This window comes from Clostridium sp. UBA2485, assembly GCF_002341865.1.
In the GTDB taxonomy this organism is placed as follows: domain Bacteria; phylum Bacillota; class Clostridia; order Clostridiales; family Clostridiaceae; genus Clostridium_J.
The window spans coordinates 1-16,943 of the sequence record NZ_DDOV01000037.1; the positions used below are offsets into that span (position 1 = coordinate 1).

Here is a 16,943-nt window from a genome sequence, read left to right on the forward strand (position 1 = left end):
GTTAACTCTTACTTAGAAGAAATTTGTAGTGTTATTAAATGTAAAGAAGTCCATGATGAAATAAAAGAGGAGATGAAAAGCCATATTGAAGAATTGTCCTTAGAATATATAGACAATGGATATGAAAAAAATGAAGCTTATAAATTAGCTATAAAAGACATGGGAGATTCAGGAGAAATAGGATTTAAGCTTAATAAGGTATATGAGAAAAAAATAGAATATAAAACTTTGATTATTGCTATATTATTAAGTTTGTTCGGCCTTAGTTTTACATTTATTTTAAATAATAAATTAAGTAGATATACTTCTCCAGCAGTAAATCAAATGATATCTTTTATTATAGGAATAGGGGCATTTATAGGTCTCTATTATTTTGATTACAGAAAATTAGAGAAATATTCTTATCATATATTTGGAATTTCTATATTTTTTTCATTTATTCAAGTAGCATTTGGAAATCTAATAAAAGGAAGACCAACTTTTATAGTTGCAAATTTTGAAATATTTACTTTAATAGGATTTTTAATTTCTATTAGTGGGATTATTAAAGGCTTTAATTTTAAAGAAAAAAAGCAAATACTCATTGCTATAGGAATTTTTATTATAGGAAATTTTTCTTTACTTTACATGAAGAATATAGTTAATAATTTTATTTTTACTGCTACATTTATCATTTTACTTTTTCAGAATAGTGATAATAGATTTATACCTAGCGCCTTTGGGATAGCTACCTTAGGAAGTATTATAGTTCCGATTATAAGTCGTGAATATTTTAGAAAGAGGTTATTCACATTTTTAAACTATAAAAGTGATCCTTATGGTATGGGATATCAAAACATGGAAATTTCAAAAATATTATCATCTTCTAATATTGTAGGAAAATTCGATACAAGTAAAATAGAATCATTACCTGAGGCCGGTACAGATCTTGTATTTACTTCAATAATATCTGTAATGGGTTGGATAGTAGCTTTAGCTATAATAATATTAGTTTTAACTTTTATAGTTATATTGTTTAAAAATATTAAGATGATAAAAAATAGATATGGAAAAAATATAATGATAAGTATAACTACAGTCTTTGGGATACAATTTGTCCTTAATATATTAATGTCAATGAATTTATCTCCAATTTTAATTGTTGCATTGCCTTTTATAGGATATGGTGGCTCATCTATGTTAAGCAGTATGATAATGTTAGGTTTAATATCCAGTATATATTCAAGAAAAAATCTTAAAAATAGTTTTGATAATGTCATAAGTTCATAGAACTATTATATTTTCCAAAAAAACAAATAGATTTTATAGATTAAAAAATTGTAGTGTTAATTATATATCTTATTAGAATTTCTAGGGTATATATTTTATTAGATACATAGATTTACTATGTATTGTTAATCTATGTATAGGAGGTGGAACTATGAAAATTAGTAAAGAATTATTAAAAGGAAGTACAGTAATTTTAATTTTAAGTCTTTTAAAAGAAAAGCCCATGTATGGCTATGAGATGATTAAAAAAATTGAAGAAAAGTCCAGTGGAATTTTTACTTTTAAAGAAGGTACCTTATATCCTATACTCCATAGTTTAGAGGGGGAAAATGCAGTTGAAGCTTATTGGGTTGAAAGTGATGAGGGAAGAAAAAGAAAATATTATAAGATTACTAAAAGTGGCATTAAACTTTTAAAAGAAAAAGAAGTGGAGTGGAAAACTTTTAAAGGAGCAGTTGACAATCTTTTATACCAGGGGGTGTTGATGTAATGGATGGAGTTAACTCTTACTTAGAAGAAATTTGTAGTGTTATTAAATGTAAAGAAGTCCATGATGAAATAAAAGAAGAAATAAGAAATCATATTGAGGAATTAGCCTTAGAATATGTAGATAATGGATATACTTCAGATGAAGCTTATAAATTAGCTATAAGAGATATGGGAGATTCAGGAGAAATAGGTTTTAAGCTTAATAAAGTATATGAGAAAAGAATAGAGTATAAAACTTTGATTATAGGAATCTTATTATCATTGTTCGGTATAGTAGTTAATTTTTTAATAACTAGCAATTTAATGCAGAGATATGAGAATCAAACCGTTAAAAGTATATTTTGTTTTCTACTAGGAATAGGAGTGTTTTTAGGCATATATTATTTTGATTATAGAAAGCTAGAAAAGTATTCATATCATATTTATGGAATATCAACTGTAGTAGGATTACTTTCTTATATATCAAAAAGTGGAATGTCAATAGTTAGAGATGAAATTATGTTAGGATCATTAATCATGCTTCTTTATTTAATTTCAATAAGTGGAATTATAAATAATATGGACTTTAAATATAAAAATAATATATTTAGGCTTATTGGGATGTTTATTTTATCTAATTATATTTTATTTTTAGAAATGAATAAGATATATGCTGTAATATTTACTTTTGTATTTATAGTGTTAACAATTAAAAATTGTAAAAATAAAAAAATACCAATAATTTTTACTTTTTCATCAGTTTTAGGAGGTTTATTTTATTGTTTTATGAATCCCTATCGTTTAGCAAGACTAACAAGTTTTATAGATTTTAGAGACATTAATAAGGGTGCAGCTTACATAAATAATATAATATTTAAAATTATGGATTCTTCTCAATTTATAGGAAGAACATTAAATCAAGATATAATCAATATGATATCTTTTGATGCGAATGACATTACATTTACTCTAATATTATGTTATTTTGGATGGGCTGCTGCACTTTTTATAATAGTATTATCTATTATTTTTATAATATCTTTATTTAGAAATATAAAATTAATAAAAAATAATTACGGAAAAAATATAATTTTAGGAATTACAATCTCTTTTCTTATTCAGTTTACAATTAGTATTATGATGTGCCTTAATCTTGCACCAATAATTGGAGTTGTATTGCCTTTCATTGGATATAGAGTCACATCAATGATTACTAATATGGCTATGTTAGGGCTCATATCCAGTATATATTCAAGAAAAAATCTTAAAAAAAGCTTTAAAAAGATAAGTTTATAAACTTATTTTTTTAAGGCTTTGAGACTAAAAAAGTTCTATTTTTTAAAGTTTTCAATGTTATAAATTGCTATATAGGTTATTGTATATTCAAGATTACTTATAGAATCAAATTGAAATATTGACTTAAAATGGTATGATATTAATTAGAGAAGGAACAAAATCTTCTCTAATTTTTTTAATAATATTTTGAAAATTCATAAATTTTACAACTGATGGCTATATTATTATAATTAGATAAGGTTTATATTACATAGGACATAGTTTAGGAGGAAGAATATGGGTTTTAAAAACAAAGAAACAAGGAGGAAATATAAGTTATCTACTATTTTTGCAATTATAGCCGTTATATTTCTTATAATTGGTGGAAAACTTTACGCAACAGAGTCTGTATTTGTAAGAAAATTAAACGATTTTAAAAAGTATTTCACTGTAAATAATCAAGTAGAAGCACACAAGATTTATGACGAAACAAAAAAAGAAAAGCACAAAGAAAAAATAGATACATATTTATTAGATCAGTTAGAGGCTTTAAAATTTAGTTTAGAAAATAACACTATTGAAAATGAAAAAGCAGAAGAGTCTATAGTTAATTTTAAATATTATGGAGATAAATCGAAAAAAATTAAAATAGAATATGATAAGATGCTTAATTATATACAAGATGATAAGCATTATAAAAATGGAATAAAATATTTTGAAGAGAAAGAGTTTATTAAGGCAAAGGAAGAGTTTGCTCTAGTTAGGGAAAGTTATAAGTTCTATGAGCAGGCACAGGATACATTAAAAGTCATACCTGAAAGAGCTAAAGAGTTTGCGTTAAAGAAATTGGATAGCTTTATTAAAGATGGCGATTTCCAAAAGGCATTATCAAAAATTGATGAAGCTTTACAGTTAAATAATAATGATAAAGATTTATTGGCAGAAAAAGACAAAATACAAAAGGAAAAAGTAGAGTATTTAAAAAATACAAAAGAAGTAAAGGCTGCTCTTGAGAAAATTAATAAACTACAATGGCTTAAAGATATAAAAAATGTATATGTAGAAGAGATTACTTATAATAATGAACCATATTATAAAGTAATAGAAAAAGACAACAAAGGAAATAATCTATGGCAATATGACCTATATGTTCACAGTAAAAAAGATGAAGTATTATTAATAAAGGGAAAAGAAGTTAAAAATCTTAACAAATTTTTAGAAGAAAATAAAGAATCTTAAACTTGTGGATTTTAAATTTACGTAATAATTTGTTTTAATATAATAATTATAGATATAAAGTTGAATTAGGTATTTAGAAAAGAAAATTTTATATACTGATTTATAAAGAATCTTTTAAGATGAGAAACCATTATCTTAAAAGATTCTTTTTCTTATATTAATTTTTGTTAATATAAGAAGTTCTAAAATAGGAGGGTTATATAAACTTAAACTGATTTGAGGGGATTAGAACTTAAAATAAATTATTAAAAGGATTTGGCACGTAATGCATAAAATAAAAATATAATTAGGAGAGAACTTCTAAATATTAAATAATTATTCTAGCAATTTTTCAGCTGATTTAATAAGATTACACTCAATTGTAGCACCACTATTGTTTAATTTATATATTAAAAACAAGAGGGGATATATTTTATAAAAGGTAAAACCATTGAGGAAATTAATTTAGGAGATAAAGCCTCTTTTGAAAAAACTATAAGTGAAAGTGATGTTTATTTATTTGCAGGAATTACTGAGACTTAAATCCTGCTCATATTAATGAAGAAGCTTCTTCTAAAACTATGTTTAAGAGCAGAATTGTTCATGGAATTTTAGTTTCAGGACTTATTTCGACAGTATTAGGAATGTATTTACCAGGACCGGAAACTATATATTTAGCACAGAATTTAAAATTTTTAGTTCCTATGAAGATTGGAAATACAGTAAAAGCTGAAGTAGAAGTTATAGAAATTAATAGAGAAAAAAATAGAGTAAAACTTAAAACTACTGTGGTAAATGAAGAAGGAAAGATTGTTATCGACGGTGTGGCAACAGTTATGCCGCCAAAATAAATTTGAGTATTGCTAATATTAGCAGTGCTTAAATTATCTATAAATAAGTATGCTTAATTAAAAATACAATATATAAAGGAATTTATATTTAAAATGATTAATAATTAAGAAGGAGTTAATAGAAGAAAAATAGAAATTATTTATAGAATAGAAAACTAGGAGGAAAATATGCCGAAATTAAATATTGAAGACTATAATATTCATTACGAAAGCTACGGAAGTGGAGAGCCAATTATATTTTTATCTGGGATAATGATGAGTACAATAAGCTGGCACCCATTTAGAAAAAGTTTTAATGATTACAATTTAATATTAATTGATTTGATAGATCAAGGACAATCTTCTAGCGCTAACTTTCAATATGATCAAAATCTTCAAGTAGAAATACTGTATAAATTTATTGAAAAATTAAATATAGACAAATGTCATATTATGGGCATATCCTACGGTGGAGAAGTAGCATTGCAATTTGCACTAAAATATCCTCATAAGCTAAAGTCGGTGATATTGTCTAATACAACCTGTCATAATAGCAATATAATGAAAGATATAAAAGAACTATGGGATTTTGCAGCGAGCACTTATGATGGAAGAATACTTTTTAAAGCTACAATGCCTTATATATATTCACATAAGTTTTATGAGGAAAATATACAATGGATTAAGAAAAAGGAAGAAGCATTTTCAATGGGGCTTACTAAACAGTGGTACGACTCTTTTAAAATGCTAATTAAGAGTGGAGCAGATTTAAATCTTGTAGAAGAAATAAAAAATATAAGTTTACCTACTATGATAATAGGTAGTGAATATGATATTTTAACACCTATAAATTATCAAAAATTAATAAAAGAAAGAATCAAAAATTCTAGGATGATTGTAATTGAAGAAGCAGGCCATGCAGTTATCTATGAAAAACCTGTAGAATTTATAGCTGCAATAAAAGGTTTTTTACAAACTTATAATCAAAAGATAAAAATACTTTAATAATAGATTTTATTATATTATAGTTATAATATATAAAATTAGAAAAAGGTGATGTATTAATGAAGTTATTTTTTATGTCGGATATACATGGCTCATTAAAATATGCGAAACTAGGTGTTGAGGCCTTTATAAAAGAAAGAGCGGATTATATGGTTATCTTGGGAGATGTACTTTATCATGGCCCGAGAAATCCTCTTCCAGAGGAATACAATCCTAAAGAAGTAGCAAATTTATTAAATGAATACTCAGAAAAAATTATAGGAGTAAGAGGAAATTGTGATGCGGAGGTTGATCAAATGCTCCTTACATATCCTTGCATGATGGATTACAATGTGATTTTAGCTCAAAATAGAAGAATTTTTGCAACTCATGGCCACATTTATAATGAGAATAATCTTCCTAATATATCAAAAGGGGATATTATAATTTATGGACATACTCATATACCAGTGGCAAAAAGTGAGAATGGCATATTTATTTTTAACCCTGGTTCTATTGCATATCCTAAGGAAAATAATCCACATAGCTATGGAGTTATTGATGGAAATAGGTTTTACATTAAAAATTTAGAAGGAGAAGTTATTAAAGAAATTGATATTTTGGTGAAGTAAATCAAGATATGGAATTTCGAAGATTTTTTCGCAAGAGGATGCAGAATGTCCTGGCTGAAAGCATTTTTTTGGCTATTCTCATAACTTAAAAAAGAGTTCATTGAACTCTCTTTTTTAACTCGCAATTATGGATATTTCTCAGTTATCACTAAGAAATTTTTAATTGCCCTGTAGCGGCGAACAGTGTTCGCCACATAACTAGCAATGCAATTGCTAGTAAAAAGAATATATTAAAGAAATTATTTTGCCTAAAAATAATTTCAACTTAAATTGTGCATTGTTTTAAGTTGTGAATTGTTTAAAGTTATTCACATATTTGACTTTTTATAATTCCTTATAGAATAAAAAAATACATAGCAAAATCCAGCTAAATAGAACTGGATTTTGTTAAAAAATACTGCCTAATTTTAAATTTTAAAAAACAGGTGTTTCGAAAAAAGCTCTATATTGGAAAGGATTATTTAAATGCTCCAATTTAAAAATATATTTAAATTACTATAAAAAAATAAGAGCTGAGCATCAGCGATTTTTAATCGTTAATGCGACAGCTCCTTTTATTTTGACATATTTTATATTCTAATAAAGTTTATATTTTAGCAATTTTACTATTTCACTGATATACTTTTAACAATGCAATCAATTACAATTGCTTGTATTATTTAAGTAACTTTTCTTCTTTACTTCCTAGGAATACAGATTTTTGGCTTGGTCTAAATTCACCAGTGTTTTCATCTCTTCCTTGTAAGTAATATCTAGCATCTGATTTACCTATAGTATCAGCAGCTTCTTTTGAAAGCTTACCAAGTTCATCGCCTTTGCATCTGTTAACGATTAAGCTAAATTTAGTATCTTTAAAGTCAGATAGCATAGCAACGTCACCAGCGCTATCTCCACCAACGATTAATGGACCTTGGCCACCATGGTTTTCAACTAAAAACTTTTCTATAGTTTTAGTTTTACCTTTGCTTTGAGTTTGATCGTAGCCTTTTCTAAATTCAGCCTTAATTACACCTTTGTCATCTCTTTCAAGTTCCATAGCAAATACATTTTCTTTTGGAAGTTCATATCCGAACTTAGGATTAGTAGCAAATGTTCTAACAACATCTATAAATGATGCTGAGCAGATATAAACATCTATTCCGTTATCCATTAAAGTTTTGTAAAGGTTTTGTTGCTCTTTTATTGTTCTTAAACCAGAGTGGAATTTAACTGAAACAACGCCAGCTTTACCTGCTAATTCCTTTGGACTAGTCCAAGTTTCTTCACCAAGTTCATGGTTTAACCAATAATCATTTGATTTTTCAGTTAACTCAGAAACTTCCTTTTCAGTCATCCCTGCAAATAGGTAAGTTACCCATGGATAGCTTACATCAGAACTAAAAGATTCACCGATTGAATTATAAAGGTATCTAGTTTTAGCTATAAAATCTTTGTATTCAGGAGTAGCTTTAATCTCATCTAAAGATTTAGTTCCTTTGAAACCTTTATAGTTTTCATATAAGAATTTGTAGTCAGAATCAATATCAGCACCAACTAATTCGATGTTAACAGGTTTTCCTTCATCGTTATTGCAGGCTTCTACAAAGTTGTCCTTTGGAATGTTTATTCTAATAGTATTGCTAAATTCTTCAGGAGTCATTTTAAATTCAAGATTTTCTAACTGATATGCAAGTAACGCTTCTTCAACATCATTGATTATTGATGTGTTATCCCAGTCAAATACAGCGTAAGGCTTTTTCTTTTCATCATAATCCTTACTGNNTTTTTGCCGTATTTTTCTATAAGGTCTGTTAAAGCAGCATAATTTTCAGGAGCCCAGTTACCCTTTTCAAGTTTAACTTCCTTTTTGTTATCAGTTTGTTCTACTTTAGTGTCATTTTTAGTTTCTTCTGTTTTAGCAGAATTTCCACATGCAACTAAAGAAAAAGACATAATGCATGCTAATGATAAGCCAAGAGTTTTTCTTTTAAAATTATTCATAAGTTATCTCTCCTTATTTGTGTCATTTGTGATTTCAATTTTTAATAGAAATAGTTAAATATGCCAAATAAAACTTATTGTTAAAACTTATTAACCGTATTTAACATAAACTTTACAATTAATTTATATAACGAGCATCAAAAAATGTCAATATAAAGTTGGGTTTCCCTATTCTTGGAATTAATTTTAAATTTAATTTAAAGAACTTCTAAAAAATATGAAAATGAGCTATGCATTAGGAGTTGTATCTTTTCATGAACAAGATAAGAGCAGCCAAGAGTTATAAGAGATGCTATGAAATCAAAAGTTGATATAAATGAGCAGATTAAATTAGATGAGATTAAAATCACAATGATAGATGAGCATTCTCTTTTAATTGTTACAAGTCAAGCAGGAGAAACTGCCAATACCTTAGCGGTTTTAAGACTTGCAAAATCAAAGGCAGCAAGAATTATTGTTGTAACTAATGTAGTAGGAATAACAGTTTCAAAAGAAGCAGAAGAAATTCTAAACAATAAAGATGCTCTACAAAGATTCGCAAGCTTATGCAGGGGGAGCATTAGAAAAAAAGCAAATAATTAGTAAGAATGGGATATGGATTGTCAGCACTTTTTAATAAAATTTTTATTTGGTCATTAGGTGTCATATAATTGGGAGCACTGTGAATACGTTTATAATTAAACCTGAATTATTCACCAAATTTATTTCAATATTATGTTAGCTGTTATACTTTGGTGATTAATTTTTTGCTTCAACTTAGAAATTTTTCATATGAAATCTTTAATTTCTTATTTTTAGTCTGATCATATCTTAAAAAATGATATATTTTCACTAAGGAGCATCTTAAATTAATTTATATTCTATGAAATAAAGACTTTAGATCCATTAAGAGATATGGAAGCTGTAATAAAAATGATGAAAAGTTACAAGAAATTGTTTCAGTAGTTTCTCATGCTACTATATTTAGAAATGATAGCGAAAGAAATCCACAAATTTTCGTTGATGTTTTCAATTTAACTATAGCTAAATTAATGAGATTGACTCCAAAAATTTCTTATATTCATAGTGTGGGCATAAAAATTCGGAAGTGAAAAAATTAGCACTTAGAGAATGGGATTGTATAAATCGTAAGGTATACCACTATAGAGAAATAAATGCTAATAAAAATCCACTAAAATTAATAATATAATAGTGATTATTGAGGTTGGAATGACTTTTTGACTAAGGTAAAGTTGTTCCAATAGAAATATTAATCATGATGTTATGATTTAAATGAAGGAATTGGCAATAGTTCATAAAGTTACATAACTTGACACGGAATTAATTTAAATCTATAATTTTAGTTGTAACATATTTAAATTGAGATTAAGGAACAATAAAAATTAAATAATAAGAATTTAGGTGCTTTTATAAGTGAAAAGGGAATGTGGTTAAACTCCACAGCAGCCCCCGCTACTGTAAATGATGACGAACCTTAAATTATACCACTCTTTTAAAGGGGAAGGTTAAGGAGAGAATGAATCAAAAGCCAGGAGACCTGCCTAAATCTTAAGTAAAAGCTTTCGGAGGGAAAGTTCTATTAGTATGAGGGGACATTCTGCAGATTATTTATACAAATAGAGGTGAACTTAGAGAGTTTACCTCTATTATTTTTTTATTTGAAAGGGAGTTTTGATATGGCGAAGATAATGGTGCAAGGAACAGCATCTTCCGTGGGCAAGAGTATATTAGTTACAGCACTATGTAGAATTTTTAAACAGGATGGATACAAGGTGTGTCCATATAAATCACAAAATATGTCATTAAATTCATACATAACTTTAGATGGTAAAGAGATGGGTCGTGCTCAAGTATTACAAGCTTATGCTTGTGGATTAGAGCCAGAAGCATATATGAATCCTATACTATTAAAGCCAACTAGTGATAAGAAGTGTCAAATAATTGTAAACGGAGAGGTTTACGGAAATAGCACAGCAATGGAATATCATAATATGAAATTAGAGTTTAGAGATATGCTAAAAACTCAATTTGAAGAGTTAGAAAATCAATTTGACATTATAGTTATGGAAGGTGCAGGTAGTCCAGCAGAAATAAATTTACGAGATAGAGATATAGTAAATATGGGAATGGCAGAACTTGTAGATGCGCCTGTAGTCTTAGTTGGAGATATTGATAAAGGTGGAGTTTTTGCTTCATTAGTAGGAACACTAATGCTTCTTACGGAAGAAGAAAGAGAAAGAGTAAAGGGAACTATCATCAATAAATTTAGAGGTGATGTAGATATATTAAAGCCAGGTATTGACATGCTTGAGGATATATCTAAAAAACAGTGTATAGGAGTTGTACCACATTGTACATTAGCTCTAGAAGATGAGGATGGAGCTGTAGAATTAAATAAAAAGATAACAAATAAAATTGATATAGCTGTTATTAAACTTCCTAGAATCTCAAATTTTACTGATGTAGATGCACTTAAAAATGAAGAAGATGTTTCAGTAAGATTTATAACTTCTGTAGAAGAATTTAAAAATCCTGATTTATTAATTATACCAGGAAGTAAAAATACCATTGAAGATTTAAATGCACTTAAAACTTCTGGACTTTTTGATAAGATTAAAGAATATAGCAAAAATGGAGAAATAATAGGAATTTGTGGTGGATATCAAATGTTAGGTAAGAAAATCACAGATCCATATGGTGTAGAAACAGAACTATTAGAAATAGAAGGATTAGGACTTTTAGACATAGAGACAGTCTTTGAACAGAAAAAGGTAACTACTAGAGTAGAAGCAGATTTAATTGATAATAAAGTCTTCGCCACTGATAGAGATAAATTATCTGTATACGGTTATGAAATTCATATGGGGATTTGCAAATACGGTAAAAATGCCAATCCACTATTTAATATAAAGACTCAAAATACAAAAAAAGTAAATTATAATGATGGAGCCATTAATGAATATGGCAATATAATGGGATCTTATATCCACGGAATTTTTGATAAAACAGATTTTAGAGAAGTTATAGTTAACAAGCTTAGAAGTAAAAAGGGTATAGAATTAAAAGAATCAAAACCATATGAAAGTTTAAGAGAAGAAGAACTTGATAAACTTGCAGATTTAGTAAGAAAAACTTTAGATATGGATGAAATATATAAAATCATGGGAATTAAAAGATAGTTAGGAGATAAAATAATGTTTAATTTTAATTTGAAAGCTAACATTATTTACGTATTAATAGCTATGATTATAGACTTCGTTTTGGGGGATCCTGCTTGGCTTCCTCATCCAATTATCTATATTGGGAAGCTTATAGCTAAGTTAGAAAACTATTTTAGAAAAGGTGAAAAAAGTGATGAAGGCTTAAGAATCTGTGGAGGGTTAATTGTTTTAATAGTATGTTTTATAACTTATACTATTCCTTATGCCTTATTAAAATTATCATTGATTAATGAATATTTATTTCATGGTTTAAATATCTTTATAATTTGGACTACATTAGCAGCAAAAAGTTTGCATGGTGCGGCTATTGAAGTTTATAAATCTTTAGAAAAAAGAGATATAGAGGATGCAAGGGTAAAGCTTTCTTATATAGTAGGTAGAGATACAGCTAGCCTTGAAGAAGATGAAATTATAAGAGCAGATATAGAAACTGTAGCAGAAAATGCTTCTGATGGTATAATTGCTCCTATGTTTTACGCTATATTAGGAGGAGCTCCACTAGCTATGATGTATAAAGGCGTTAATACTATGGATTCAATGCTAGGATATTTGAATGAAAAGTTCAAATATATTGGTTTTTTCCCAGCTAAAGTAGATGATTTGTTCAATTTAATACCTGCAAGACTTACAGGAATTTTAATGTGCTTAACTTCTTTTGTTGTAGGTGGAAATATAGAAGATAGCTTTAGAATAATGATTAGAGATAGGAAAAATCATAAGAGTCCAAACTGTGCTTATCCTGAGGCAGCAGCAGCAGGTGCGATGAAAATTCAGCTTGGTGGAACAAATGTTTATTTTGGAGAGATAGTGTATAAGCCAACTCTTGGAGATAGAATTAAAAACTTAGAAGCTAGAGATATAAAGCAAAGTATAAAGCTTATGTATTCAAGTGAGATATTGTTAGTACTTATATCATTAATTTTGGTGGTAATTTAAAAAAAACTAGTTAGGACGTGAAGAAATTGAAGCATGGTGGAGATATATATAGTGAAGGATTATTAAAAGGAAGAAAACTATTGGATTTTAGTTCTAATATAAATCCTCTCGGTGTACCTAAAGGATTTATTGAGAATATTAATGAAGGAATAGAAATGCTTCAAGTTTATCCTGATATAAAATATAGAACATTAAAGGATAACATAATTAATTATTTGAATAAATGCAGTTATTATTTTGGAGGAGAAACTAATGAGTTAAATTTAACTCATGAAAATATTTTATTAGGGAACGGAGCTTCCGAAATAATAGATCTAGCTGTTAGATATTTAAAGTCTATAACTATAGTAGTACCTTCCTTTGTAGAATATGAAGATAATAGTCATAGATATAATTTAGAAGTAAATTATTCATATTTAAAAGATGATTTTACTTATGACTATGAGGATATATTAAGTAAATTAAATAATAGTGAAGGTCTTATAATTGGAAATCCTAATAATCCTAATGGTTCAATTATAGATAAAGAAAAGTTTACAAGTATTTTAGATTTTTGTGAAGAAAATAATAAGATAGTTCTAATAGACGAAGCTTTTATCGAGTTTACAGGAAGCTTTAACTATAGCCTTTTGAATTTAGTAGAAAAATATAAATGTTTATTTATCATTAAGGCGATAACAAAATTTTATGGATTGCCTGGCGTAAGATTAGGTTTTGGAATAACAAAAAATGAAGAATTAATTGATTATATAGTTTCAATGCAAAATCCATGGAATATTAATTGCTTTGCTGAATTAAGTGCTAAATATGCATTAAGTGATGAAGCATATATACGAGATTCTCTTAAGTGGATTGAAACAGAAAGAAAATATATGATAGATGAACTAAATAAAATTTCCATAATTGAAAGGTGTCATAATAGTTATGGAAATTACGTTCTTTGCAAATTAAAGGGAATAAACTGTGATAAACTTTACAGTTACTTAGAAGAAAAATGTATTATAATAAGAAAGTGCAATAATTACAGAGGACTAGATGATAAGTTTGTTAGATTTGCAATAAAGGATAGAAGCTCTAATGAAAAGCTGATAGAGCACTTAAAAAATATAGATCCATTAAAAATTAAGGATATTTAACCCTTAGCTAGAGAAGGTGGATAAATGAAAAATTTGGAGCAGTGCTTTTTATCTATTAAAAGTGATAAGCTTAAGGTTCTTATAGTTGGTGGAGGAAAAGCAGGATATATAAAGTGTAAATCCTTTTTAACTAAAGGAGCAGAGGTTAAGGTTATTGCATTAGATATATGTAAAGAAGTACTATCTTTACAGCATTTTGAAAAGTTAAGTATTGAAAAAACTACTTATAATAAGGAAATGTTAGTAAAATATCATCTAGTGGTCATTGCAACTGATGATGAATTTTTAAATCGTAATATTAAAATGGATTGTGATGAACTTTGTAAATTTTATATAAATTCTTCTAATGTAGAGGAAAGCATGTGTATAACTCCTACCGTAGGAGAAAGTAAAAGTACAGTTTTTGCAATTCATACAAAAAAATTTAGTCCCAAAACTTCACTATTTATAAGGGATAATCTAGAAACTCATCTAAAAAAATACGATAGTTATATAGATTTTTCAGTAAATTTAAGAAATTCTCTAAAGAATCATGCTAGAAAGAATGAAATTTTAAATTTCATATCCACAGAGGATTTTCTATATATTTTTAATAAGGGATACGGTGAAAAAATTATAAATTTATTTTATGGAGGCAATAGAATTGAGAATAGCAACGAGAAAGAGTAAGTTAGCACAGGTACAAACAGAGTTTGTAATGGAGCTTATAGATAAGACTCACAACATTAAATGTGAAAAGGTATTAACGGATACTTTAGGAGATAAAAGGTTAGATGTTACACTTGATAAAATAGGTGGTAAAGGACTGTTTATTAAGGAATTAGAGCAGCTTATATTAGATGGACACGCAGAAGCTGGCGTTCATAGTATGAAGGATATGCCTTATGAATTGCCAGAAGGTTTTATAGTTGCAGCAATGCCTATTAGAGAAGATGTAAGAGATGCCTTCGTATCTATAAATGGAGTAAAATTTAAAGATTTAAAAAAAGGTGCTAAGATAGGTACTAGTAGTAATAGAAGAGCTAGTCAATTAAAAATTTTAAGACCAGATATAGAAATAGTACCTATAAGAGGTAATGTTCAAACTAGAATTGATAAAATAAAAAAAGAAAATTTAGATGGAATAATTCTAGCAGCAGCAGGACTTAAAAGATTAGGTATGGATGAGATAATAACTGATTATTTTGAGCCTCATGAAATGATTCCTGCTATAGGTCAAGGTGCACTAGGAATTGAAATACATGAAAGTTGTAAAGATAAAGAAGTTTTCACAACTCTTGATGATTATGAGACTAGAGTTTGTGTTGAAGCGGAAAGAAGTTTTATGGCAGCTTTAAAAGGAGATTGCCACGCTGCTATAGGAGCTTATGCGGTGTTAAAGGATAATACAATCAATATGGTTGGTATTTACGAAGTTAATGGAAACCTTGTAAGAAAAGAAGTAACAGGACCAGTAAATGAAAATATTAAGCTAGGAGAAGAGCTTGCTTCTTTAATTTTAAATTCTTAGGAGGAATTATGAGTAAAGTATATTTAATAGGTGCAGGACCAGGACATGAAGAACTTATTACGATGAGAGCAATAAATGTTTTAAAACAGTGTACCGCTATTATGTATGATAGATTATGCGGAGAAAGTTTTTTACAATATATAAATCCAAATGCAGAAATATATTACTGTGGAAAAGAACCAGGATGCCATTATAAAAATCAAAATGAAATTAATGATATGATAGTGGAGCTAGCTAAGAAAGGACATATTGTAGGAAGAGTAAAGGGCGGAGATCCTTATATATTTGGTAGAGGAGGAGAAGAAGCACTTAGATTATTAGAAGAAAACATAGAATTTGAAGTAGTGCCAGGAATAACTTCTCCAATATCTGTACTAAATTATGCTGGAATCCCTGTAACGCATAGAGGAATAGCTAGAGGATTTCATATATTTACAGGAAAAAGTAATGACAATATGGACTTAAATTTTGAAGTTATTTCAAAACTTAATGGAACATTAATATTTCTTATGAGTTTTGAGAAGTTGGAGATTATTACTAAAAGCTTGATGGAAAATGGTATGAGTAGTGATACCCCAGCAGCGGTAGTGATGAGAGGAACTACATCTAAACAAAAAAAAGCTATAGGAACATTAAGTAATATTGTAGAAAAAGCATTAGAAAACAACTTATCAAATCCTAGTATAATTGTAGTAGGCGAAGTAGTTCAGTTCCATGATAAATTAAATTGGTTTGAAAGAAGACCTCTTTTTGGGAAAAATATATGTATTACAAGAACTAAAGAGCAAAGTAAAGAAATAAAAACCAAGCTACTAAATTTAGGAGCAGAAGTTACAGAAATAAACTCTATAAAAATTAAGCCTACACCGGAAAAATTAGAACCATATTTAGATAAATTATCATTATATGATTACATTGTTATAACCAGTGCTAATGCGGCGAGAGTTTTCTTTGAATATTTAATAGAAAGAGAAATTGATGTTAGAACTATAAAAGCGCAAATTATAACCATAGGACCAGCTAGTGATAGTGCAATTAGAAGTTATGGGGTAATACCAAAGCTTTGTGCTCAAGAATATGTAGCAGAAAATTTATTTAGTCATATGGAAAGTTTTATAAAAGAAAATGACAAAATACTTCTTCCACGATCTAAGAATGCAAGAGTTTTTTTAACAGAAGCATTTGAAAGCAAAGGATGCATAGTAGATGAATGTCATATATATGAAACAGAAACGGGAGAAGCTGTAGGGCTTAACAGATTTGTAGATTGTGATGCGGTTGTATTTACAAGTCCAAGTACCTTAACTAATATGATTAAGCTTGTAGGTATTGAAGAGATTAAGAAAAAAACAGTGGTATCTATAGGACCGATTACTTCAGTAGAACTTAACAAACATAATATAGAGCATATTGTATGTGATGAGAGTAGTAATGAGGGAATGATAAATAAATTAATTGAAATTTATTCAGAGTCCTAAGAATTA

At 27.8% G+C, this 16,943-nt stretch carries 14 protein-coding genes, 1 pseudogene and 1 riboswitch; of the genes and pseudogenes, 14 read left to right on the forward strand and 1 reads right to left on the reverse strand.

Features of this window, described 5'->3' with window-relative positions; genetic code table 11:
- From B3603_RS06455 to yfcE, 7 genes and pseudogenes are all read left to right on the forward strand, one after another.
- Positions 1–1,269 (forward strand): FtsW/RodA/SpoVE family cell cycle protein (locus B3603_RS06455; RefSeq protein ID WP_291562163.1); only part of this gene is annotated, 1,269 nt, incomplete at its 5' end.
- Between the two features lie 151 nt (positions 1,270–1,420).
- Entirely contained in the window at positions 1,421–1,759 is a 339-nt protein-coding gene (locus B3603_RS06460; RefSeq protein ID WP_291562166.1) for a PadR family transcriptional regulator, read from the forward strand.
- Positions 1,759–3,033: an FtsW/RodA/SpoVE family cell cycle protein gene (locus tag B3603_RS06465; protein ID WP_291562168.1), complete on the forward strand. Its 1,275-nt coding sequence runs from the start codon at positions 1,759–1,761 to the stop codon at positions 3,031–3,033. Before B3603_RS06460 ends, B3603_RS06465 begins: the two co-directional genes overlap by 1 nt.
- 276 nt (positions 3,034–3,309) lie before the next feature.
- Positions 3,310–4,251, forward strand: coding sequence for a hypothetical protein (locus B3603_RS06470; protein ID WP_291562170.1), 942 nt, complete (start codon positions 3,310–3,312; stop codon positions 4,249–4,251).
- Positions 4,252–4,665: 414 nt separating this feature from the next.
- Positions 4,666–5,081 (forward strand): annotated as a pseudogene (locus B3603_RS06475) (MaoC family dehydratase).
- 168 nt (positions 5,082–5,249) lie between these two features.
- Positions 5,250–6,065, forward strand: a complete 816-nt coding sequence (locus B3603_RS06480; RefSeq protein WP_291562173.1) for an alpha/beta fold hydrolase — start codon at positions 5,250–5,252, stop codon at positions 6,063–6,065.
- A 59-nt stretch (positions 6,066–6,124) separates the two neighbouring features.
- Positions 6,125–6,676 (forward strand): phosphodiesterase, encoded by a 552-nt coding sequence (yfcE, locus tag B3603_RS06485; protein ID WP_291562177.1) that lies wholly within the window; start codon positions 6,125–6,127, stop codon positions 6,674–6,676.
- Between the two features lie 655 nt (positions 6,677–7,331).
- Here the strand turns inward: yfcE and B3603_RS06490 are convergent.
- Positions 7,332–8,315, reverse strand: coding sequence for a haloacid dehalogenase-like hydrolase (locus B3603_RS06490; protein WP_291562180.1), 984 nt, complete (start codon positions 8,313–8,315; stop codon positions 7,332–7,334).
- A 635-nt stretch (positions 8,316–8,950) separates the two neighbouring features.
- Here B3603_RS06490 and B3603_RS06495 point away from each other — a divergent pair.
- From B3603_RS06495 to cobA, 7 genes are all read left to right on the forward strand, one after another.
- Entirely contained in the window at positions 8,951–9,238 is a 288-nt protein-coding gene (locus B3603_RS06495) for an SIS domain-containing protein (RefSeq protein WP_291562182.1), read from the forward strand.
- A gap of 800 nt (positions 9,239–10,038) precedes the next feature.
- A riboswitch (cobalamin riboswitch) is annotated at positions 10,039–10,215 on the forward strand.
- Positions 10,216–10,332: 117 nt separating this feature from the next.
- Positions 10,333–11,835, forward strand: a complete 1,503-nt coding sequence (locus B3603_RS06500) for a cobyric acid synthase (RefSeq protein WP_291562184.1) — start codon at positions 10,333–10,335, stop codon at positions 11,833–11,835.
- 15 nt (positions 11,836–11,850) lie between these two features.
- Positions 11,851–12,813: an adenosylcobinamide-phosphate synthase CbiB gene (cbiB, locus tag B3603_RS06505; protein WP_291562186.1), complete on the forward strand. Its 963-nt coding sequence runs from the start codon at positions 11,851–11,853 to the stop codon at positions 12,811–12,813.
- A 26-nt stretch (positions 12,814–12,839) separates the two neighbouring features.
- Positions 12,840–13,949: a pyridoxal phosphate-dependent aminotransferase gene (locus tag B3603_RS06510; RefSeq protein ID WP_291562278.1), complete on the forward strand. Its 1,110-nt coding sequence runs from the start codon at positions 12,840–12,842 to the stop codon at positions 13,947–13,949.
- A gap of 24 nt (positions 13,950–13,973) precedes the next feature.
- Positions 13,974–14,618, forward strand: coding sequence for an NAD(P)-dependent oxidoreductase (locus B3603_RS06515; RefSeq protein ID WP_291562188.1), 645 nt, complete (start codon positions 13,974–13,976; stop codon positions 14,616–14,618).
- Positions 14,587–15,459: a hydroxymethylbilane synthase gene (hemC, locus tag B3603_RS06520; RefSeq protein ID WP_291562282.1), complete on the forward strand. Its 873-nt coding sequence runs from the start codon at positions 14,587–14,589 to the stop codon at positions 15,457–15,459. The genes B3603_RS06515 and hemC overlap by 32 nt, the downstream gene beginning before the upstream one ends.
- Before the next feature lie 8 nt (positions 15,460–15,467).
- A complete protein-coding gene (gene cobA, locus B3603_RS06525; protein ID WP_291562191.1) occupies positions 15,468–16,937 on the forward strand; it encodes a uroporphyrinogen-III C-methyltransferase in 1,470 nt (489 codons plus the stop codon).
- Positions 16,938–16,943: the final 6 nt, after the last annotated feature.